Source organism: Rhizobium sp. 25PS6 (assembly GCF_032464655.1).
GTDB classification, from domain to species: Bacteria; Pseudomonadota; Alphaproteobacteria; order Rhizobiales; family Rhizobiaceae; genus Rhizobium; species Rhizobium laguerreae.
Genome location: NZ_JAWDIV010000028.1, coordinates 76,107 through 99,015, shown reverse-complemented (window position 1 = coordinate 99,015; position 22,909 = coordinate 76,107). Strand labels below are relative to the sequence as shown.

The window sequence follows — 22,909 nt, the reverse complement described above, 5'->3', positions numbered from 1 at the left end:
TAATCTAGTTTATGGACTTAAGACATTGATATATAATGATATAATGGTGATTCTAGCCGACATGAACCGTTACGTCATACCCAAGCGATCGAAGGGCTTTGCTGGTCCGCCATTGCGCGGCGGATATCTGTCCGGCAATGCCCACCCTACAATCTCCCCCAGAGCGCTCACGCCGATCAGTTCGATTTTCCGCTTGGGATCGACAATCGCGTTCCAAAGGCGAACAGGGACGTCTTCAATTCGACCATCATAGAGAATGTAGGATAGAGTCTCCAATGCGGATACCCCACCGCGGTTTGGCGCCCGGTAGATATGTCTCGCCAGGGCATCAACTTTCTCGGGTATGTCGTATGGCCGGTCGCCCTTTAGCCCGATAAGTCGATTGGGCGCACGTCGGGCAAACTCCCGCGTTGCGTGGATTTTGCCGAGCACCTGAATGAATTCATTTTCCGTAAGGCGTTTTAGACGGTCTTCCGCAAACGCCCGCTGCAAGGCGGGGGCAGTCTTATTGAGCATCCGGTTCTCGTCTGAACTGTCCGGCCGCTTCTGCCACCATCGAATTGCAGTCTCAACGGCGGTATCTGGATCCAATCTGTTTCTGCCAAAATGCGTCTCGAAGTCTGCTCTCCTGCCGTCGAATGTATTCTGGTAGTAGTGAGCATGGAGGAACTGGTCGGCATGGGCACCCAACGGCGCGGTGGAGCTCACCCAAGACGGCCTGTTTCCGTCAACTGAAATCTTGACGGAGATGTCTCGAATAATTTGAAGAGTGCTGTTCCACTCATTCAGAAACGCTTGCTTGCGCTGCTCACCCGCTGACTTCGCGCTTGAACGTGCCAGCCCGCGGAAATGCGGAACGAGGGTGGTTGCGGTGAACGCTTCATCCGCAGCCTTTTGAGCAATTTTGCGCCTTGTCAGTTCCTTGTTCCTGGCCGAGATAAGATCGAACAGCTCCTGAGTCAACGGGGCAGCATGGGTCTCAATCTCAGCAAAGAATTGCTCCAGCTGAAGATCGTGACCGCTAGCCACCAGCTCGTCCTCGGTGAGGAAAACACCGGCCTCGACGTTATTCCACCACGCGCTTTGGGTAAGGTTTGCAGAGCCGATGTATGCGCCGAAGCCGCGCCACCAGATTACCTTCGGATGGAATTGGCGCACGAGCTTGCACGTATAGCGCCCCGACCTTCGGGAAAGGAAACGTTCGAGAATGAGGATACTCACCGGCACCTGTTCATCAAAACGTCCCCAGAAACGCAGCGGTAGTTTGTTTTCCCAACACCAATCAAAAAGAAGATCGTTTTCCGTGGCGTAAGCGACCGCAGCATCAACCCGATCAGTGTCTTCGACAGCATTCAACAGAATGTTTCGGAGATAGTTGCCGTTGATCCCGTTCAAAAGCAATTCCAAGCGGCGCCCCCTTTTTCTTCGACTGATCTATACTCTTTGAGGTTGTTGCGTCAAAGTCTGGTTCTTCTCCTCCGACAGCGGAAGGCTGCGACGGTGCCCTCGCATCAAATCACGGGAGCCGGGCGCAGACGTGATGCAGAAATACCCTACCCTGATCTGGCGATCTCCAAGCAGCCGTCCAAACCCGCTCTCTTGGCTACGGAGCGCGAGGTTTTTTCAGCGCCTGCCGAGCGTAAGAAGACGCTGATATCGAGGATCCTTCTCGAGCTTTGGTGCGACCTTCTTAATGTGGAAAAGAGCTTTATCGAGGCCACCTGGAACGATCGCTCCGTCATCCCCCGCAACCGACCGATCCATGATCGACAAAAGGGCCGCCGCTTTTTTAGGATCGTTGATAATATTGAAATCACCTCGATCTTCATCCAGGTCGATCACTCCGAAATCATAAAGCGACCAGCAGTCGAAGGGCGTAAGATATGGGAGAACCATTTCGGTTGCTTCGACATAACAGGATGCAGCCTCAGCCGGTAGTCGAGCAAGCCTCTCGGAAACGGCCTTTGAGCTAAGAGTAAGTTCCTTCGGCCACACGTCCGAGAAGACGGAGTTGACGATCTCGAAACGTTCCTCCTCCGTCAAATCATCGTCCGGTGCAAGATACTGCGAAAAGGCACGCACCGCCTCCGTGCGGACTTCATCTGTCCCCAGCCTCAACATCTGTTGGATCAGATCGAGGGACACGGCGGGTTCTGCGTTCTGAACACGATCCGTCAGCGCCGACCAGACGACGCGTTCCGACAGATCCCCTCGAACCTCGCTCGACAAGCGGTCGGATAGAGCTGCTGCCACCAACGACGGGGCGAGTTCTGCCACGACCTCCTTTTGAGGGAGGTGCGCCATCGAAAACGCTTCCCACAAGACGGTGGTTTCCTGGCTTTCAAGTGCGTTGATAAGCGGCTGGAGAAGGAAATCTCTCGACCACTGTTCTGCAGCAGCGATGAAGTAAGCCAGTTCCCTGACGAGAACAAACTGCGCGTGAAGGCGCGCTATCCCGATTGTCTCACTTATTGCTTGGAGCATTTGTGGCCAACGGCCCTGAGACAGTGGATTATCGCCCTTCTTTACTGTCGGGCAGGTTTCGACGAAGGCCAAGGCGAGCTGGCCGGCGGGGGAGTTGAAAGCCTCCTGACTATAACCGGAGCGATCCGCTTTGCTCGAATTCGTTTTCTCGACAGCGAAGGGCCACAACCGAAGCCAGGCATTTTGGAATTCCTCGCGGCTCGTGAGCAATCGATCCCAACTCGTCATGAACGACGCGAGGCCGTCAATGGCCTTAGACAAAACAGTCGCACGTTCGTCGACAATTGAAACACATATGGACAGCGCGATCAGGATCTTATCCTTGTCTTCTTGCGAAGCCGTGTCAGGCGTGGCGTTAAGGTTCGCGGGCCGGTAAGCGTATCCAAGTGCTTGCCACACCTTGGCAGCGACAGCACCCTCAGCCTTCGTCAGAAGACCGAGCACCACAGATGCGTTTTCTGCAATAAATTCCGAAGCGTTCTGACTTTTGTCGTCCCAGCCCGTATCTGCGAGCGATTTCGCCAGTTCGTCCAGGAGTTTGGTTGTCGGGATCGCGTCGAAGGTGTTCTCGACAGTCCTTACGCGATGGATCAGGCGGACACCCTGATTGAAACCGTGTGTCAGTTCAATGGCTGGCAGGTCTCCCGACCGGGTTGCGAAGTCGTCGAGCCATTCCTGACCTTTATCCGTAAGGTTGCCGCCCGCAGCTTGGATTCGTCGAAGCTCCACGAACACGTGGTGGTCCCTGTAACCTGCCCTGTCCGATTTCTCGATCCTGCTGGGAATAAGCTTCGCGGGCTCCCCTCTCAGTATTCGCTGCTCGATGCGATTTTGGTTGTCGGTAGAAAGTGTTGCCCATCGAAGCGCGCGCAACTCAGCGAATTCTGGATGTGCGCTCGCCCACCAGAATTCTCGGTCGGAAAGCTCTATGAGGAAAGCTGCGACCTCATCACTGTCAACAAGCGCCGGGTTCCGGGCCGCTGCGGCCCAAAGCCGCCGATAAAGCGTCCAACCTTCCCGGTCCCAATTGTCGATAACCCTACGGGCGGCCTGAAGGTCGAGGCTGCTGAGACGCTCCATCACCGCAAACATCAGCTTGGTCGATGGTGCGAACCCTTCACTATGACGATCCGGCTTACCGCCACCATCCGGATATTGCTCCGGAGGTACGAAATAGGCTCGGTGAATCTGCCAGTTTGTGACGTCCATATCCTTGGAAATTGAACCAATCATATGCCCGAGATTTAGTCCTGCGAGCAGCGCTGCGTTCAAGGCCGTCGCCAATTCGAAAAGGAAGTTGCGATCTTCATTCGCCTGAAGCCCGATGTCGGCCGGCATCAACCGGCTGCCACTGGATATGGACGCATAGATGAGATGCTTGAGATGCCGCGGTCTGGCGGGCTGCGCCTCTCCGGAAAGGGCCCTTAATCGCTTGGACGTATCGATCTGGAGCCACGGCCGAACCGCATCCACAATCAGACGGATCGTCTCTCGCGGGCTACCACCACCCTTTAGCTGCCTACGGATCTCGTACTTTTCCCGGTGCGTTTCGACATCGGGCCTTTCCCAATATTCGAAGACACATCTCCAAGCCAAGCTGTACGGATCGCGAACGGGCTTCGGCTGGTACTCAACCAAATCTCGCAGCGCTTCACGTTCTGCGATCTGATCTGGTTTCAGCTCGATTGCCCACTCGAGAATCGCTGTGTCCTCAAGTCGTCCGTCGGCGAAAGCTCGTGTTGTTAGATTAATCCTACGTTCGGTATCGGTAAGGCTCAATCTAGGCATATCAGCGCCCTTTCCCGGAATCGCGGATAATACGATTCAAGAACGTTAGCCAACGAGGCGACCGGCTGGCGCCAGAGAGGATTCTTGCAAGTTCAGCTTGTTCGCTAGGGTTGGACCTCCGCGCATAATATCTGAGAAATGATTGGGCAGCCAAACCTTCGGTACTGTCGGGGTCGAGGGCAGCGAGTTTCTTTAGGTAGGACTTCGTCCCTTTCTCATTCCGTCGGTCGGGGATGATGTCGGCCCACCGCACCAATAAATCACCCAAGGCCTTATGTTCGTCGATCTTGTCGTAGACGATGGGCGTGATCCCCCGGCTCTGCCATTCGACGGCCATCCGCTCATCACCAGGCTTGCAACCAACGAAAGCGTAACGCCGCTTAAGATCGACAAAGTGCCGCTCGTCAGCAGCGATCGCATTAAGAAGGTAGCGGACAGGTGAATCACTGGCGCTATAACCAACGAGAACGATGTGAAAAATTCTGGCTGCGTCATAAAGGAAAGACGTGATGAGATTGCGCCGGAGATATGAGTCCCCGAAATCCTGATCGGTCAAAATCAGCGCCGACCCCTTCTCCTTACGCCAGCCTAGTTTCCCATGAATATGAAGGATACCGGCAAAGTCTCGGCTGCTGCTGGGATTAGGTATTTCACCTCGAGCGAAGGCTTCATGCTGGACGCGAAGCTTTGAAGCAGCCTCGCTCAGAAGCCTGTCGAAGTTGGTCGTAACGAGGAGCGTCTGACCGTAACGCTGCCCGAGGCGTACCAGCGCGTCATGGACCGGGTTCGGTTCGATCGTCTGCGAAAGAACCGTTGTCGCTGCTTGTCGCATTGTGCTTTCTTTGCTTGGATCTCCGTCTATCCGACGCTCGAGCATGCCAAGAACGACGTCGAATTCGCGCTGGCAGAAAAATTTCAACTCCGTTCTCTGCTCGTGGCTGAGCAGATCGGTCACCTCATACCATTTCGGACCATCTTTTTTGGAGACGGCCTTGATCGCAGACGACATGGACGGATCGACAATGTCGTAGATTTTCGCGACGAGCCCGCCAAAATCGGGGAGCTGGGTCGGTTTCGGGTATGAAGCGCCCGCGCCGACAACAAAAAGAACACGTCCTTGATCCCTTGCAAGAAGAAGGTCTTCGGGCAGGCTGGGAAGGCCAGGCCAAAATATGACTTCGCTAGACATCCCGGCTCCCCTGAATCCACCCTGCGTTGAGACGGAAGGTACATAGTCGCGCTACCACTTGAGCGCTCAGCTTGCAACTGTAACTGGACCGCCCTGGTCACCAGCACGCAACAAATGGCGCGCCGTGCCGACCTGCGGCTTGAGGTTCTCGCCAAACCTGCCGCCGCCAAAATCTCCCCGCCGTCTTCGCCGGCTGCTCGGGCTAGCAAAATTCAGGCGGCGGCAGATCCTCCGTGTGCGCTCCAGCCGCACGCGTCATTCCAATGGGCCCGGGCAACAGAAAGCGAGGGGCAACCGTCCTTTCTGGTCAACGCCCTAGGTGCCGATGGTGGGAACAACACAACGCTCAAACACAAGTGAGTATCTATTCTCCCATACGCGTTTAAGATGTCTTGTAATTATTTAATATTTTTAATTATTTGAGTTTACTAGATAACGCGTCGCTGGTTCGAGTCCCTTCAAGGCGCGCGCAATTTCCACCGATCGCCATCCATAGCCGTCGATAGCCGCTGAAATTATGAGGGTGCAAAAAGCGGAAGATGGTCCCCTATCGAATACTCTTGTACTCTGCCGCCGAGTACTGGCGGGCGACGCTGCCTCAATCGACGACCGTGCCGAACACGTCGAGTCCGAGTAGCTTTACGTTTTGGAAACATCCCAGCACATCGGTCTGATCAGGAAGATAAGCTGAAAAGCCGCTAGAATTTCTAGCGGCCCTTTTGATCGCAGAGGCTTGGGAGTCAAATTACTCTGCGGCGACCTGTTGAGGGCTAAGACGCAGCGCAGCTGCGCGACGGTGGCCTTCCAGTTGCTCGGTGGCACTTTGGCGAATAGCTGCCGGAGCTACGGCAGCGACTCCACGCTCGTCGAGCCACTGGTGCGTGGCAATCTTGACGTATGAGCCAACCCAAAGGCCACCCGTATAGCGACCGGCTGCCATCGTTGGCAGGGTGTGGTTCGTACCGCAGCACTTGTCAGAGTACACAACGCTGGCCAGTTCGCCGATAAAGATCGAACCGTAGTTGCGGAGCTTCTTTGCGGTCGCCTGAGGGTCACGGGTGTGAACCTGAAGATGTTCAGTGGCGATGTAATCGGAGTAGGCGATCATCGTCTCTTCGTCTTCGACGACGGTCACTTCGCCGTAGTCCTTCCACGCAACGCTGGCAACCTGAGCGGTCGTCAAGGTTTCGAGCTGCTTTTCGACTTCATTGATCGTCTCTTCAGCAAGCTTACGGTCCGTCGTAACCAGCCCTACACGGGTGCGCACGTCATGCTCAGCCTGAGCCAGCATATCGGTCGCGAGGGTTGCGGGGTTGGCGGTCTCGTCAGCGACGATGAAGATTTCGCTTGGGCCTGCAAGCTGGTCGATACCGACCTGACCAAAGACCTGCCGCTTTGCTTCGTTTACAAACGCATTGCCCGGACCGACGATCTTGTCGACGGCAGGAATCGTTTCAGTACCATAGGCCATTGCAGCAATCGCCTGGGCTCCGCCGACGCGGAAGATTCGGTCTGCACCGGCGAGATGGCAGCCGGCAATCATAGCCGGATGGGCATTCGGTGGAAGGCACGCGATGACCTGGTCACACCCGGCGACTTTTGCAGGGACAACCGTCATGACGGGTGCCGAGAGGAGCGGATAGCGACCACCCGGGACATAGCAGCCAACGATTTCTATCGGGATGACGCGATGGCCAAGGTGCAGCCCCGGAAGCGCCTCAATTTCCAGCGGGAGTATCGTGCCCAGCTGCGCTTCGGCGAAGCGACGGACGTTTGCAATGGCAAACTCGGTGTCTTCGCGAGTTTGCGGGTCTAGATCGGCGATAGCCTTGAGCTTCTCTTCGTGAGTAACTTCGAAGTTGGTCACGTTGGCCTTATCGAACGCGACAGAGTATTCGCGAACGGCGGCGTCGCCATGCTTACGGACATTCGCAATTATATCCTTTACGGTCTTTTCGACAGGAGCCGTATCCGAGACAGCATCTCGGGTCGGTTCCTTGACCCGTGTAAACTTACCTTTCAGCGCATCGAGACGCGACGTCATCAAAACCTCCTATGTGGGATGATCCTGATGAGCATCGTGAAACTTTGGCACCCTCGCAATTGCCTACAAACAACGTGTTCATTATTATCACCAACTCAGTAGCCGCTAGCTCCACGAAGGTATCTCGATTGTGGCGAAGGTGGCATGCTCAGGCGGTGCAATAAAGGGGAACGATAATTGCCAAAGATTGGTAGTAAGCTCCGGGAACTGCGCCGCCGCCGCGATCTCGGTGTGAGGGAGTTGGCGGCGCGCTCAGGAATTTCACATTCGACGATTTCGCTTATCGAGCGAGACAAGATGAGCCCTTCAATAGATACGCTCGGCGCGGTATTGGACGCTCTAGGAACGACCCTTCCGGGATTTTTTTCCGATCTCCAATCCAGCCTGCCATATTCTCCATTCTATTCGTCTGCGAACTTGGTGGAGATTGGAAAGGTTGAAACAATTTCATATCGTGTCATCGGCCTCGATCATCCCAATCGACAATTACTAATGTTACACGAGCGCTATGCACCCGGGGCTGACACCGGCGAAGAGTTTACGCATGCGGCACAAGAGGCAGGCATGGTCCTTTCCGGAGTGGTCGAAATCACCGTCGGTAACCAAAAAAAGGTTCTGAAGCCGGGTGACGGCTACTACTTCGATAGTCGCCTTCCACATCGCTTTCGAAACCTACATGATGGACAGAGTGAAATCTTGAGTGCCATTACCCCTCCGACATACTAACTTTGCTGTCATCTATTGCTGGTGAGTATAGTCACCGGGGGCGTTATCCCTGCTTCCCTAAGTCGCAAAACCTGCTTTGCTAGGTCGATAACTAAAAGGGGGAGCGTCCTATGGTTCTTTGCAAAGCTACTTTCATCGCGTCAACTGTTCTCGCGGCTAGCGGTTTCCATAGCCGCGTGATCTGACAAGTGTATCCCGGGGCGAGAACATCCAAAAGGCACGGCGCAAGATCTTCTTCGCGCCGGCTCGTGCAGTTTCCCCTTCGCCACTTCGATGGACGAGACCGTGCTGACCTTGTTCTTTGCGGGGCCAAGGCAAAGAACATCGGCGCGCCAAATGTTCTCGACAACTCGAGAAAATATCGGTCCCGCGAACGCGGCTGCAGGGTTTCTTTTTATCGTGGGAACGATGCTCATCGCGGGACCGGCATCGCCGGCTCAAAAGAATACCAAGCGAGCCTAGCAGAACATAGCTTCCCGGCGGAGCGTCTTTTCTCTCCGGAAAGCTCAAAAAGACGGCCAAAGGCCAGCAGTACTCTCCAACGCCGTTGGAAAGTTTGGTGTCGAGCGCCCGTACTGGGCCAATCGATGAAAAGGGGAATAGCAATGTTTAAGAGACTTATTGCTTCGGCGCTGGTGGCGTCGTCTGTAGCTAGTTCTGCGATGCCGGCAAATGCAGCAGAAGATGGCGTCACGCTCGGTTTCGCTGTGGCGTTCACGGGTTGGGAAGCAGCTTACGATGGTGAAGCCACTAAGATGGCTCAGCTGTGGATCGAGCAGCAGAATGCAAAGGGCGGGCTTCTCGGCCAACCGATCAAGCAAATTCAGCAAGATACGAAGTCCGACCGCGTCGAAGGTGCCAAAGCGGGCCAGGCGATGGTTCAGGGTGGCGCAGATGTTGTCCTGGTAACGGCTGATTACGACTACGGCGCTCCAGCAGCTCTCCAGGCTCAGAAGGCTGGCCTAATCTCCGTGTTCCTAGGAGCATCTGATCCCAAGGCCGGTGTCGCTGGCGTTGGTAAGCTTTCCTTCACCGCCAACAATGCTGGCCAGGTTGAAGGCGCGACAATGGCCGAATGGGGTATCAACAGGCGTGGCTTCAAGAAGGGCTACGTGCTCGTAGACAACCTCCTCGAGTACAACAAGTCTTCCTGCGCTGGTTACGAATGGGCGTTCCCACTTCACGGCGGTACGATCATGGCGAAGGACGAGTTTAAGAACGGTGACGCCTCCATCAGTTCGCAGGTCACTCGACTTGCCAATGCTGTGCGCGACGAAGGCGTTGACAACGTGATGCTGTGCTCAGTCACCCCTGGCGGCGCAAGCGCGATCAAGCAGATCCGAGCTGCTGGAATCAACATTCCGATCTTGAGCAACACCGGCATGGATGGCCTTTATTGGAATAGCGCCGTTCCTGACCTCAAAGATTTCTACGTGCCTGTCCAAGCGGTCTTCTCCGGCGATCCGCGTGCAGAGGTTGAGGCACTGACGAAGGCGTATGAAGCAAAGTACGGCAGCCGCCCTGCGACGCAATATGCTTACCCGATCTATGCGTGGCTCGACCTTTACGCCAAGGCAGTAACGAAGGTGGGTTCGACCGATGCCGAAAAGGTTGTTGTCGAGATGAACAGCTACAAGGATACTCCGACGGTTCTTGGTACGCGCTCGTTCTCTGACCTTATTCACATCCAGACGCAAATCCCGATGTTCGTTACCGAGATCAAGGACGGCAAACAGAACGTCATTGAGGAAGTGAAGATAAGCCAAGATATTCCAAACGACGTTCTCTACCGCCTGAAGAAGTAAAGGCGTAGAACTGGGCACGCCGGTTAACTGGCGTGCCCCTACAAAAAAAGGGGAATATCATGGCTGACATTTTGTCGCTTCACTCAGGCAATGACGCTGCTACGCCCACCGCTAGCGGCTTGGTTGCAAGGAATCTGACCGTTCGTTTCCAGGGTCTTGCGGCAATTTCAGATGTTTCACTTCACGTGGGTAACCGGGAAATCTTTGGCCTGATTGGACCGAACGGTGCCGGAAAGACCACGCTGGTAAATTGTCTCACGGGGTTTCAGACCCCGACAGAAGGAGCGATTTTTCTTCATGGTTCGGACACAGCTGGTTGGCGAGCCGACCGGTTTCGCCTTGAGGGCATCGCGCGTACTTTCCAGTCGGGGCGGTTGTTCAACGACTTGAGCGTTCTCGAAAACGTAGAGGTCACTGGCCTTGGGCTTGGCCTGGCACGAAATCCAGCGCGTGCGGCAAGTTATGAGCTGCTCGAATGGATTGGCATCGCAGATAAGGCCTCCATCGCAGCCGGAGCTTTAGCCTACACCGATCAGCGCCGATTGAGCATCGTGCGCGCCCTCGCCGTCGCCCCCAAATTCATTCTCCTCGACGAACCAGCAGCTGGCATGTCGGACGCGGAAGCTGACGAACTCGTACATCACATTGCCGAAATCCCTGATCGCTTCGGATGCGGGGTCCTGTTGATCGAACATAACATGCACGTCGTGATGAGCATTTGTCACCGCGTGCACGTCCTCGACGGGGGCAAAACCCTGGCGGTCGGTACGCCGGATGAAATCAAACGACATGAGGGCGTTCTCGCCGCCTACCTCGGCATGGAGGCCTGACCCGATGTCAAACACCATCCTATCGCTATCCCACATTACAGTCCGATATGGACAGATGACCGCGTTGCGAGATGCTTCGATCCATGTCGATAAGGGCGAGGTCGTGTGCATAATCGGCCCCAATGGAGCGGGTAAGTCCACTATGCTCGCAGCCGCCGCTGGCGGTGCACCGGTTGTCTCTGGCAACATTCAGTTCAATGACAAAGCGATCACCGGAGTGGCTCCGGAAAAGATTGCTCGCCTCGGAATTTCCCTGGTGCCTGAGGGACGACATGTCTTCGGCTCGTTGACTGTGGAAGAGAACCTTCAGATCGCTGGATACATCCAGAAGGACAGCAGTCAGGCCAAGCAGGACGTCGAACGGGTGCTGACATATTTCCCCGGTCTTCGAGAGCGCCTGAAGTTTCCGGCTGGCCGCCTTTCTGGTGGTGAGCAGCAGATGTTGGCAATCGGACGGGCACTCATGACCCGTGCAAAACTGATCATGGTCGATGAGCCTTCGCTGGGTCTGGCCCCGAAAATCATCGACCAAATCTATCAAATCCTGCTGGATATCCGCCGCACGGAGGGTCTCACCCTCCTGATCAACGAGCAAAGTTCCAACCGCATTCTCAAGCATGCCGACCGCATCTACGTGTTGCGTGGCGGAGTGATCCAACTTGAGGGCAGGGCGGCTGATCTCGCGGACGGCGAAGCTATCCGTGAAGCCTACTTCGGCTTCCAGCACTCTGACGCTCGGGAGACACAACAATGATCAATTTCATTCAGAACATGGTTGATGCCCTAAGCCTGGGCAGCATCTACGCTCTTGTGGCGCTGGGTATCGGTCTTCTGTTCGGCATTCTTCGGCTCATCAACTTCGCACATGGCGATCTGATCACTATCGGTGGCTATAGCCTGATCGTGCCATCCGCAGATGTTACCTCCCAGATGCTCATCGGAAACTGGAGCTGGTGGACGCTGCTTCCGTCGGTCTGCCTGATCGTTGTGATCGTCGCCCTGCTCACAGACGCACTGGTATTCCGACCCCTTCGGCGCGCGAACGCGACAACTCTGATGATCGGATCATTCGCCTTGAGCTACATCATCCAGAATGGTCTCCTTCTGGTCTACAGCTCACGTGCCAAGGCCGTCGATCTCTGGCCGTCGTTGAACACTCAGATCGAACTGGGCGCTGTTCGCCTGCCGGTCCTTCAGCTTACCACCATCGGGACGACATTGGTATTGATGGTTGCCCTGATCGCTTTCCTGCGCGGCACTCGATACGGCGTCCAGATGCGAGCAGCCGCAGAAGATTTCCGCATGGCCCAGTATCTTGGTGTGAACGGCAACTTCGTAATCGGGATGGCATTCGCAGTAACTGGTATCCTGGCAACGGCAGTCTCACTTCTCTACGTCACTCAGACTGGCTCTCTAAGCCATACCATGGGCGTTCCACTGGCACTCTTCGGGTTCGTGGCCGTCGTCATCGGAGGAATGGGAAGCTTGGTTGGAGCGGTTGTCGGTGGTTTCTTGGTCGGCATTCTGCTGGTGATGCTGCAAGCCTACTTACCTGCCGATCTTCGTGGCTTCCGAGATGCTTTTGCCTTCGGCATCCTTGTCCTCGTCCTGCTCGGTCGTCCTTCGGGTCTCTTGCCATCCAGAAACATCATTGAGCGAGTTTGAGCCATGAAGGGACACACAAATCTTTCGCTTTTCGGCCAGCATTCTTCAGCAGTCGTGCTGTCGTTGGCCGTCGCAGCAATCGCACTTGTCACCACGCTCGTTGGCGATGAGGCCATTGTAACCTCCGTCACAGAAATGCTGATCAGAATGACGCTGGTGGTCGGCCTTTACATCTTCATTGGTAACTCAGGGATCACTTCATTCGGTCACGTCGCGTTCTCCTGCTTAGGCGCATACGCGGTCGGCTGGGCGACTGCAGAACCGATGTTCAAGCAAATGATGCTGTCGGGGCTTCCGATGTTCCTGCAGGAAAACCAGTATCCATTCTGGATGGCAATGGTCGGTTCGGCTATACTACCTGCTATCGTTGCGCTCTTGTTCGGCCTGGCCATAATGAGGTTGAACGGGATCGCGGCATCGATTGCGACATTCGCCTTCCTCATCATCGTGAACAGCGTTTTTGCCAATTGGGATAGCGTCACCGCCGGTGTCAGCTCAATCATCGGCATTCCGACGGTCGTGGGTCCTTGGGTAGCAACTGGTGGGGCAATTTTCGCAATTCTGGTCGCCAACCTGTTTCAGACCTCGCGATTTGGCATCATGCTGCGAGCCTGCCGGGACGATGAGGTTGCTGCCAAAGCTTCCGGCGTTCGCGTGGTACGGGTTCGACTAACTGCTTTCGTACTGAGCGCTGCCGTAGCCGGTGTCTCTGGCGGGCTTTACGCCCAGTTCCTCGGAATTCTGGCTATCGATGCTTTTTACCTCAACCTGACATTTATCTCCTTGGCGATGCTCGTCGTCGGTGGAGTGGGCAGCCTGTCCGGGGCGGTATCCGGAGTAGTCGTCGTGACGGTGATCGTCGAGGTTCTCCGGTTTCTGGAACGGGGTTTTACGCTCGGCAGCACTTCAATTGCCCTGCCGCCCGGCAGCCAGGAGATCGGTCTTGGCATCATCATGGCTTTGATTCTGATCTTCAGACCCGGTGGCATCGCTGGTGGACGCGAACTTTTCGCCCTGACCGGCAGGAAGCGCCACTCGGAAAAATTATTAGCGGATGCCAGTCAAACGGCGACTGCCACACACTGACAGATTGGATTTATCGCACGCGGCAATCGCTCTAGGGCGATATTTCGTGAAGGCCTTTGTTGGCGGCGCTGCCGCACGTGAATTTGACGGAGAACCCAATGACATATCGTATTTCGGTCGATACCGGCGGCACCTTCACTGACGTGGTGGTATCGGACCCCGAAGGCAATCTGACCATCGGTAAATCGCTGACCACGCCGGATCGAGCGTTCGAAGGCGTCAGCAACTCAATCGCCAACGCAGCGGAGCAGCTCGGCAAGACTCTGATCCAGCTGCTTGCGGAAACTTCGCTGTTCATCTACGGCACCACGCGCGCCACGAACGCGATTGTTACCCGCCAGGGTGCAAAGACCGCGTTCCTGACGACGGATGGTTTCCCGGATGTTTTGGTGTTCAAGGAAGGTGGAAAGCGCAACCCCCACGACTTCAGTGTCGATTTCCCGGAACCGTACATTCCTCGTCGCCGGACCTTTGAAATCGACGAGCGGATGAGTTCGGAAGGTACCGTAAGCCGTCCCCTCAACGAAGCTCACGCCGTCAAGGTGTTGCTGCAGTTGAAGGAGGAGGGCTACGAGGCCATTGCTGTGAGCCTGATCTGGTCCGTGGCGAACCCTGCGCACGAACGGCGCATTGGCGAATTGATTGAGCAACACCTTCCGGGTTTGCCATATACATTGTCGCACCAGTTGATCCCTATTGTTCGTGAGTATCGTCGCGCTTCCGCCACTTCAATCGACGCGTCGCTGAAGCCCCTGATGCAACAGCATCTCCGTCGCCTGAACAGCGATTTGCGCGAAGCGGGTTACGAAGGAGACGTCCTAGTCTCGACCTCAATTGGCGGCTGCAACCAGATTTCCGACGTCATCAGCAAGCCAATCCAGCTCGCGAAGTCCGGTCCCTCGATGGCACCGGTAGCCTCCCGTGCGTTCAGCACCATCGAGAACTGCGGCGGCGACATCATCGTCTGCGATACCGGCGGAACGACCTTCGACGTCGGTCTCGTCCGAGAGAATCAGCTCGTCTACTCGCGTGACACCTGGCTGGGTGGAGAATGGACCGGTCATCTCCTCGGAATCTCCTCCGTCGATATCCGCTCCGTAGGCGCTGGCGGTGGTTCCATTGCCTGGATCGATGACGGTGGCCTTCTGCGCGTCGGTCCTCACTCGGCTGGCTCGGTTCCGGGGCCGGCTTGCTACGGACGCGGGGGTCAGAAGCCTACGGTATCGGACGCCGCCTGTGTGCTGGGATATTTCAACCCTGATTACTTTCTGGGTGGTCGGATGACGCTCGACAACGAAGCCGCCCGCAAAGCTGTGGAAACGGTTGCGACAAGCATTGGTCGGTCCATTGAAGAAGCCGCATACGGCATCCTGAGCCTGGCTTCGGAAGTAATGATCAAGGCGATCCACGACATCACCATCGGGCAGGGTATCAATCCGCGCGAAAGTGTCATTCTTGCCGGGGGCGGGGCCGCTGGCGTCAACATCATGCTGATTGCAAAGGAGTTGGGCTGCAACAACGTGCTGCTCCCGAAGCAGGCATCTGCCTTGTCAGCGTCCGGTATGCACTTCGCGAACATTCTGACGGAGGAGTCTGTTACCCACTTCACGACAAGCGCCAACTTCGACAGCGCCGGTCTGGCTAACACATTGCAGGGTCTGACCGAGAAGCTTGACGCCTTCTACGCCGGTCTGACGAACCTACCGCAAGGCACCAAGCACCGCATTGAGTATTTCGTCGAAGCTCGTTACGCGAGCCAGGTTTGGGAAATCTCGACACCGGTGGTCGATCCCGACTTGTCGTCTGACGAGGCGAGGAACGCACTCATCGAGAGCTTCCACCGCACACACGAGCGTCTCTTTGAAATGCGCGACGAAGGGAGCTCCATCGAATTCATCAGCTGGAAGGCCCGCTTGAGCGTCGAAACGGGCATCTCGCAGACAGCCAAAGAGCCGGTCGGATACTCGGAGAGTTTCTCCGGTCCGGAAATGTACCGCAACTGCTTTTTCGGTTCCGGTAATCCAGCCAGGACCAGGATTCATCAGGGCGACAACATTAAGCCCGGCATGATCTTCTATGGACCATGCATTATCGAAGAGCCCACGACAACCGTCGTTGTGTTCCCTGACATGACCGCCCGCGTAACGGCCAATGGCCATTATCTTCTCACGTTCTGACCGAGGCCTGATATGACCGACACTAATAACTCTAAGCTCGATACCGTCCTAACGGCAGTTCTAGCCAACCGGGTCGATGGCATCGTCCGAGAAATGACCAATACGATGCTGAAGACGGCACGGTCCGCCGTCATCAACTCCGCCCGTGACTTCTCGTGCGCTATCGTGACCGCCACGAACGAGTTATTCGCCAGCGCTGAGGGTCTCCCGATCCACATTTTCGGAACAGACTTGCAGACCAAAGTAATGTGCGACAATCACCCGGACATCGCCGAGGGCGACTGCTTTCTGCATAACGACCCATATTCCGGCAATACGCACGCCGCCGACCACGCTTTCATGGTGCCTGTGTTCTTCGAGGGCGAGCACCATTTTACAGCAGTCGCAAAGGCTCACCAGGCCGATTGCGGCAACAGCCTACCGACGACCTACATGTCGATGGCTAAGGACGTTTACGAAGAAGGGGCGTTGATTTTCCCGGCCGTACGCATCCAGCGCGATTACAAGATGGTGGGCGACGTCGTGAATATGATGCAGAAGCGCATCCGGGTTCCATCGCAGTGGTACGGTGACTTCATGGCCGGGATTAGTTCTGCTCGCATCGCTGAGCGTCGTCTGAAAGAGATGTGCGCAAAGTACGGCAAGGAAACGATCAAGACTTTTATCACATCCTGGCTTAATTATTCGGAGCAGCGCATGGTCAACGCCGTCCGTTCTCTTCCAGCGGCTAAACTTGAAAATCATGGCCGACATGACAGCATGCCATTCCTTCCTGAAGGTATCCCGCTCCAGGTGAAGGTCACGGTCGATCCGGACTCGGCCTACATCGACATTGACCTTCGCGACAATATAGACAACGTCGATTGCGGTCTCAACCAGAGCGAAGCCACAGCGACCTCCGCCGTCTTGGCCGGTCTGTTCAACAGCTTGAACAGCGACGTTCCGCAAAATGCGGGTTCATTCCGTCGCGTTCGCGTCCATCTCCGCGAAGGTGCGGTGGCTGGCATCCCGAAGTTCCCGCATTCCTGCTCGGTCGCGACAACCAACGTGTCGGACCGTATGATCAATCTCACGGGGGCGGCATTCGCTCAGCTTGGGGATGGGCAGGGGTTGGCCGAAGGGGCGGTTGGCCCAGGCATCGGTATGGCGGTCGTATCCGGTCGAGACCCGCGCTTTAATGGTGCTCCGTTCATCAACCAAATCCATCTCAACATTAACGGAGGTCCGGCGTCTCCAAAGGCCGATGGTTGGATAACCTACGGCATCCCGGTCGTTGCAGGTCTAATGTATCGAGATTCTATCGAGATCGACGAACTGAAGCATCCGCTGGAAGTTCGGCGTCTGGCTCTTCTCCCTGGCACGGGCGGGGCAGGGCGCTTCCGTGGAGCGCCGAGCGCTGAAATCGAATTCGGGATTAAATCAGACGCGATGACAGTGATGTACCCTGGCGATGGTCAGGAAGAACCACCAAAGGGCGTGCGGGGTGGTCTCGATGGTGCCCGTGCAGAACGCTTCGTCATCCGTAAGAACGGTGAGAGCACCAAGCTGCCTAACGCAGCTCGCATCGAGCTGGCTCCAGGTGATGCCGTTCGCGGAATCGATTGCTCCGGCGGCGGGTACGGTTCGCCGTTGGAACGTGATCCCGAGCGCGTGCTGAACGATGTCCTCGAACGGTACGAGACCGAGGAGAGGGCTGCCGACGTCTATGGGGTCATCTTCGACAGCTATCCCGTCCGCGATGGTTCCAAAGTTGATGTGAAGGCCACCGGCGAGAAACGACGTGCTCTGGCGACCATCTGAGAACAACCTTCATCACTTCCCTGGCCCGCACACTAAGCGGCGGGCCTTCTTCGCCGCGCCTTCGGGCGCGGCTTTTTCAATGGCCGAGAGGTAACGATGCATTCTTCAAGCAAAAATACTCAGGTCGGAAAAGACGCCGCACTCAATGAAGACAGAGCGCCTGATGGACTGAGGGCTAATTATGGTCCAATTGGAATTAAGGCTGTAGCGGCCGCCTGTGTGGGTAGAAAAGCCACCAAGCCGGGCGGGGAGATCAAAAAGCTTACTGTGCAGCACCTGAGGTCGCTTGATGATCGCGCAGATCATCAGGAGTGACGCTTGAGAGCCGGTGGTTATAGGTAGGCGCTGGAACTCAACCAGGAGGGTGGCTAAGAGTGATGCTCTCGAACGGCATGAAAAATCGAGCAGCGGATAAGCTATCCCGGAATAAAACTGTGGTGTCACTATCCATTCCGCCCATGTCAACATGCGGTTCAGCGTGACGAAGAAGTCCTTCCAAATCTCACGTCGAAGACGTTTAGGCTGAACCGCCAGCATAGGCGATCGAGGACATCGGGCCCACCAATTCCTTTGGCGGGCCATCTACGAAGTCAATACCGTGCTCCACGGGACAAATGACGACAGGTTTTATTGGGAGGATTGTGAAGGGGCGAAGGTTGCCCATGCGTTCCCGCGGCTGTTCAACGGCTATGAGCGGCGGGTGGCCGATCGCAGACTCGCGACAATTCCCCTACTGCCTAAGAGCGCGTCACGGGCATCACACTGAACGGCCGTCAGTCTCATGTGCGCGACAGTCAGGAATTCGAATGTCGCCATCTCAATGACTGGGTCCGTCATCGCGGTTCTCAAGCACGATCTCGGGCAGCCCTCCAACTCGACAGACAAGCCGCGACTGCCCAGATGTCAGCGTTTGAGTAGCCGAGCCGCGGGGCTTCGACCCCGCTTTTCTCTAAACACCATGCGACGTGTTTTGGCAAAGAAAAAAGGGCCGACGGAAAACCGCGGCCCATGAGTGTGAAGGTCATGCACCTCCCCGACCGAGAGATATGACAATGTCTAGCTTTTTTCGTCATCCCAAAGACGCGGTCGTTCCCGACTCTGTATTGCCTGCCAATTGCAACGCTTTCGCTCGCCGCATGATTTAGGCGGTTGCCGTTACGCCGAGCGCCGCGCCAGCCATGAACCGGGAGCCAAAATCACCAGGCAAAGCTGGCGCGTGGCTCATTGGTGCTATCGGTGCCTAAAAGAGCAACTACGGTCTATTGCATATCAGACATCACAGAAGGGGCTGTGTATGCAGGTCAAGTCCCAAGCTGTTTCCCCTTATCCACCGGTGTGACCTCCCAATCTATTAAGTCGATAGAACGCCGAAGGATCGCTTCAGCCCCAGTGAGATCGGCCGAGCTGGCGATAATATGTCCAATTATATCCGAGCAATCGCCTCTCCGGACAAGGGAAACACCGGGCTCAACATAGAAGGCGACCTCAGCGATTCCTGGTACAGCGGCGGCAAGGTCGATACCGCGGATGTGGGCTAGCGTGCCGTCGCAATCGGGCGCTAAAAATTGGGCTACCGAAGCGCGGGATTGTCTTATGGGGTGATCAGACTCTTCTCCAATCACGCACTTGATATGCTGCTCAATGATGTCCACACCGTGGGCAAGCTGAATCAGCCGTGGAGTGGTCCACCCTGGAAGACGTGGATTGACTTCCATTATGACGGGGCCGCTTTCGGTCCAAAGCAATTCGATGTTGGCTGGGCCCCAGCCAAGACCTAGTGCTTGCAGGCATCGTAACGAGATATCCGAAATTTGATCATACTGTTCCTCGGTCAGCTGGGCCGGGAAAATACTCTGGTAGGGGACAAAATGCGGCGGGGGACCGAAGTAGCCGGAACCGACGGCAACAACCTCATTCCCCATTGTTACGACGTCGTAGAAAGGGCCTTGTGCGAATTCCTCGACAAGAATCGTTTGCGAAGAACGCCGTGGGATCGTCTCTCCTAGCAGGTAGGCCGTATGTTCGGCGAGCTCGCCCGCATCGCGGCATAACCGTACGCCGCTGCTGCCGTTGCCCATTGCTGGCTTAACAATAACCGGCAGCCCTATGTCGGTGGCTGCCATATTCACGCTTTTTGCACTAGTTGCCCGCCGGAAACCTGGAACCGGTAAACCGGATTGCATGAGGAGTTGACGTTGAGCGAGTTTGTCAGAGCACCGTTCGATACATTCAGGATCAGGGCCCGGCAGATTGAAGTGTCGGCATAGTTTTCCGACGGTCACATAGATTGATTCGCCGCGAGTGGTAAAACCCGTAATTCCGGCGATATCATAAGTTGCAGCTAGCTTGAGGCATTCATGCAACATCGCATGGAAATCCTCGGTATCAACCGCTATCGCCTCACTGCCTTCCGCAATAATGTAGTGATAGTCGGTTGGGTCAGTGGCCAGCGTAATTGGATGAAGTCCCTGGCGTTGTGCCGCGTGAACATACATTTGACCATTATTCCTCGAACCTTCAACGAGGATGAGTGCTTTTCTTTTCATCGTGGTGACCTTTGATGTGCGAGCTTTATCTGGGCGTCCGCGACGGGTTTCCAAAAAAACCGGTTTCTGCAGCCATTTCTCCGGATGCAGAGGTTCACGTGTACCGATCGAGTCCCTCCGATCATTGAGTGGAATGATTTGCAAGTCTCAGTCATGGTATGCCCCCCGCCAGAAGTCTGGTCTGGATATCGGATTGAAGCTGCGGCAGCTTGGACATAAGATACTTGTTGTTCTCCGCTATACGCTGGAGAAACTGTTGATCGTACATGGTCACATAGTTGAGCCTCGCAACTGCGGCTGCCTGCAACACCGGGATTGACGAGAGATCTATTACAATTAGCGGTGCGAGCCGTAGAAGAGCGTCTTGAAGAACAGCTTGGTATTCTGGGTTTACGTCAGCGGTTGCGATGACAACGGCGGAATGCGGTTCCGGTATGCACCCGATCTCTCCTGGACGCATCATGTCGACTCCTATTTTTAACCTGGAACCGAGACGTTTGCGAAGATTTTTGGGATTCCGCGTAACGACGACAGTTGAGCGAAACATTTTTCCCGGGCCAGTACTGACAAGCTCGCGGCCGAGCATACCGGCGCCGATCACGTAAAGGCGATCAGGTACAACTGAACCCCCAAGCTGCTCCGCGATCATGTCGCAGACAATTCGATCGTAGTTGAATGGTGCCGTGAAGCGCTGCCGCTCGCGTGAGCCGCAACTCACGTCAATTGCCAATCGCGAGATGCGGCAAATCCGAAGGTCCGGATCAAGCAGTCCCACAGCTTTCGAAAGTTGCTCTTGAATGTAGGGCTCCCCAAGGATCTGGGATTTGGCACCTGAGGAGATCTCTGCTAATCGCTGGGCGACAGCGTTTGATCCTTCAACAACCTTGTGTGGAAAACCACGGAATACTTCGATGTCCGTGCTTTCGACGTCGAACTTTTCGCCATAAACTTCAACTCGCAAACAAGTCGTCAGCAAAAGAAGTCCACGTCTTGCGAGATCGACACCCATTGGCTTTATTTGCGCAGAGTGCCGCGCCATTTGAAGGGGTGAAGTCATTTCGTAATCTACGTAATGGCCAACAATTTCGTTCATAGCCCTACTCCTGACGTTTGTATGCGGCTTTCGGGTTGTCCGGAATTTCGCGGAAGCCTCCTGTGCACCTCTCCGAGCGGCGACTTGCAGAGCCACCGTGCCGGAATCTTAGGTACCGGATCGCCATTGCGATTGACGGCGAAGCTTTGGCTGGGATCAGCGCGGCGCTGAGGTATTGCGTTATAATCACCCCTCATTTTCGATTGCTGGTCACAACGGTCCTTGTGATCGTCGTGCCAATTGATTGATTCCGAAGAGAGAGGGACCTTAAACTCCGCAACGAGTCGATGCGAAGTTGCAAGGCCGATGCATAGAAGAAGCGTCGGCCGAGCATACCCTCGACGGCAGTGGCTTATGATCGTATTTGTCACCGGGTGGACGCGTATCTGCGCAGTGTCCGGCACTTGTTTGATACAGACCACGATGTGCATAGTTAAGCTCCCAATCAGATTCGGGCATCAGGGACCCGGCTTACTCTGAGCACTACTCGTGCCAATCAGGTTGCGCCGGTAACCTCTAGAGATTGAACGTGTTTCGTTGTCGCTGTAGGGAGGGGTGTTGTAGGGTCGCCGACATGTTCTGTCGTAATTGGCCCCGGCTTTCGCCCGGAGAGTAGCGACGGAGCGTTCGTCATGTCCTGGAGATCAAACCTAGCAGCAGGTATTTTTCCATGCACTTGCGGGAACTGGGAATCATTGCACGTTCAAATATCTGGTCAGCCAGGGCGACGCTGCATATTGAGTTGAATGGTCCTGCGCGACATAACGCACCAAACATCGTCGCAGCCGAAACCCTTCCGCCCGTCGACTGCAGGTACGCGCTTCGCAAATCAATCATGAGCCCGGCATAGACCGACGGATTGAGACGAACCCGGCGGAGATTCTCGACAAGAGGATCTGCGACCTTCCAGCGACGATGGCGCACTGCAGGCGAAGCCTTCCAACGATCGAGCGCGTTGGCGAACCGTCACGGCTGCACCAGATGGCTGTTGCCCGCCTCCCCTGTGAGAGATCCAGGCGAACCGGCCGTTCATTTATCGATACCGGCGCTGGAGCGTGTATTGATCGTAATGGTTTCGATCATTAATGCGCCGCGCAAGGTGCTCGGGGACGAGTATGTTAATCGGGCTCTCGGCAATGCCGACGATTTCTCCCGCCCTTCCAGTTCTCAGTGAATATTGCTGGGGTGCCGCCTGCTCCGACAATGGCCTCGACCTCAAGCAGCGCAGCCTTGTCAACCTTGGAATGCTCGCGGCCCGCCGACCAGGCAGCGACGCGACGTAGATGGCGGCCGACCGGAGTAGGCCTCGATTGCATGCACCATATATGCCGTGGGCGGTCAGGTACGGCGGCATGCTGAGCGTCAGTTCGGAATCGAGGATCGCCTACTCCTGATGAGGCGCGACGAGATCACGACTTTCCGTTCGGCGGTGTCGCTACGATGGCGATCGGCCCGCCGTGGTCGCCGCCCGCAAAAGCGGCAGCCGCTCGCCGGTGGCAAGGTAGATACCATAGACATCATCAAGCCAACCCGGGGATTTCGAGAGATAGACGACGAGCTTTGCCGTATGCGGCGCGCTGCCGCCGCCGATCGATAGGACAGCTTCGATGCCGCGCTGGCGGCAAAGTTCAGCCGCCGCTCCGATGACATGCGATGGTAGGTGACCAGGCCGTCGA

16 protein-coding genes and 2 pseudogenes are annotated in these 22,909 nt (G+C 55.8%); 10 read left to right on the top strand and 8 right to left on the bottom strand.

What is annotated here, in order from left to right; genetic code table 11:
* Positions 1–69: 69 nt before the first annotated feature.
* The 4 genes from RWK44_RS31160 to hisD form a co-directional block, all read right to left on the bottom strand.
* A complete protein-coding gene (locus RWK44_RS31160; protein WP_316029892.1) occupies positions 70–1,407 on the bottom strand; it encodes a phospholipase D family protein in 1,338 nt (445 codons plus the stop codon).
* Between the two features lie 216 nt (positions 1,408–1,623).
* Positions 1,624–4,263, bottom strand: coding sequence for a hypothetical protein (locus RWK44_RS31155; protein WP_316029891.1), 2,640 nt, complete (start codon positions 4,261–4,263; stop codon positions 1,624–1,626).
* A gap of 10 nt (positions 4,264–4,273) precedes the next feature.
* Positions 4,274–5,461: an SIR2 family protein gene (locus tag RWK44_RS31150; RefSeq protein ID WP_127431721.1), complete on the bottom strand. Its 1,188-nt coding sequence runs from the start codon at positions 5,459–5,461 to the stop codon at positions 4,274–4,276.
* Between the two features lie 745 nt (positions 5,462–6,206).
* Positions 6,207–7,505 (bottom strand): histidinol dehydrogenase, encoded by a 1,299-nt coding sequence (gene hisD, locus RWK44_RS31145; protein WP_127431720.1) that lies wholly within the window; start codon positions 7,503–7,505, stop codon positions 6,207–6,209.
* Positions 7,506–7,682: 177 nt separating this feature from the next.
* Here hisD and RWK44_RS31140 point away from each other — a divergent pair, with 177 nt between their 5' ends.
* The 9 genes and pseudogenes from RWK44_RS31140 (at position 7,683) to RWK44_RS31100 (ending at position 17,594) form a co-directional block, all read left to right on the top strand.
* A complete protein-coding gene (locus tag RWK44_RS31140; protein ID WP_127431719.1) occupies positions 7,683–8,231 on the top strand; it encodes a cupin domain-containing protein in 549 nt (182 codons plus the stop codon).
* 261 nt (positions 8,232–8,492) lie between these two features.
* Positions 8,493–8,693, top strand: a pseudogene (locus tag RWK44_RS31135) (ABC transporter permease); the annotation flags it as partial.
* A 143-nt stretch (positions 8,694–8,836) separates the two neighbouring features.
* Positions 8,837–10,036 carry an ABC transporter substrate-binding protein gene (locus RWK44_RS31130; protein ID WP_164735997.1) on the top strand — a complete coding sequence of 400 codons (1,200 nt, stop codon included), beginning with the start codon at positions 8,837–8,839 and terminating at the stop codon, positions 10,034–10,036.
* Positions 10,037–10,095: 59 nt separating this feature from the next.
* Positions 10,096–10,866, top strand: coding sequence for an ABC transporter ATP-binding protein (locus RWK44_RS31125; protein WP_127431717.1), 771 nt, complete (start codon positions 10,096–10,098; stop codon positions 10,864–10,866).
* 4 nt (positions 10,867–10,870) lie between these two features.
* A complete protein-coding gene (locus RWK44_RS31120; protein WP_127431716.1) occupies positions 10,871–11,620 on the top strand; it encodes an ABC transporter ATP-binding protein in 750 nt (249 codons plus the stop codon).
* A complete protein-coding gene (locus tag RWK44_RS31115; RefSeq protein ID WP_127431715.1) occupies positions 11,617–12,531 on the top strand; it encodes a branched-chain amino acid ABC transporter permease in 915 nt (304 codons plus the stop codon). The genes RWK44_RS31120 and RWK44_RS31115 overlap by 4 nt, the downstream gene beginning before the upstream one ends.
* Positions 12,532–12,534: 3 nt before the next feature.
* Complete coding sequence (locus RWK44_RS31110) at positions 12,535–13,617, top strand: branched-chain amino acid ABC transporter permease (protein WP_127431714.1); 1,083 nt, start codon at positions 12,535–12,537, stop codon at positions 13,615–13,617.
* Positions 13,618–13,715: 98 nt separating this feature from the next.
* Positions 13,716–15,794, top strand: a complete 2,079-nt coding sequence (locus RWK44_RS31105; protein ID WP_127431713.1) for a hydantoinase/oxoprolinase family protein — start codon at positions 13,716–13,718, stop codon at positions 15,792–15,794.
* A 12-nt stretch (positions 15,795–15,806) separates the two neighbouring features.
* On the top strand, positions 15,807–17,594 hold the full coding sequence (locus RWK44_RS31100; protein WP_127431712.1) for a hydantoinase B/oxoprolinase family protein: 1,788 nt from the start codon (positions 15,807–15,809) through the stop codon (positions 17,592–17,594).
* Positions 17,595–17,699: 105 nt separating this feature from the next.
* On the opposite strand, the gene RWK44_RS31095 is transcribed toward RWK44_RS31100, so the two are convergent.
* The 3 genes from RWK44_RS31095 to RWK44_RS31085 form a co-directional block, all read right to left on the bottom strand.
* Positions 17,700–18,131 (bottom strand): hypothetical protein, encoded by a 432-nt coding sequence (locus RWK44_RS31095; protein WP_127431711.1) that lies wholly within the window; start codon positions 18,129–18,131, stop codon positions 17,700–17,702.
* A gap of 764 nt (positions 18,132–18,895) precedes the next feature.
* A complete protein-coding gene (locus tag RWK44_RS31090; RefSeq protein ID WP_127431729.1) occupies positions 18,896–20,140 on the bottom strand; it encodes an ATP-grasp domain-containing protein in 1,245 nt (414 codons plus the stop codon).
* A gap of 151 nt (positions 20,141–20,291) precedes the next feature.
* The gene (locus RWK44_RS31085) at positions 20,292–21,233 is read right to left on the bottom strand and encodes a hypothetical protein (protein WP_127431710.1); all 942 of its coding nucleotides are present in this window, start codon (positions 21,231–21,233) and stop codon (positions 20,292–20,294) included.
* Between the two features lie 1,069 nt (positions 21,234–22,302).
* On the opposite strand from RWK44_RS31085, the pseudogene RWK44_RS31080 reads away from it, so the two are divergent.
* Positions 22,303–22,489 (top strand): annotated as a pseudogene (locus RWK44_RS31080) (carboxymuconolactone decarboxylase family protein); the annotation flags it as partial.
* Positions 22,490–22,668: 179 nt separating this feature from the next.
* Here RWK44_RS31080 and RWK44_RS35090 read toward each other — a convergent pair.
* The gene (locus RWK44_RS35090) at positions 22,669–22,842 is read right to left on the bottom strand and encodes a hypothetical protein (RefSeq protein ID WP_410056151.1); all 174 of its coding nucleotides are present in this window, start codon (positions 22,840–22,842) and stop codon (positions 22,669–22,671) included.
* Between the last annotated feature and the right edge of the window lie 67 nt (positions 22,843–22,909).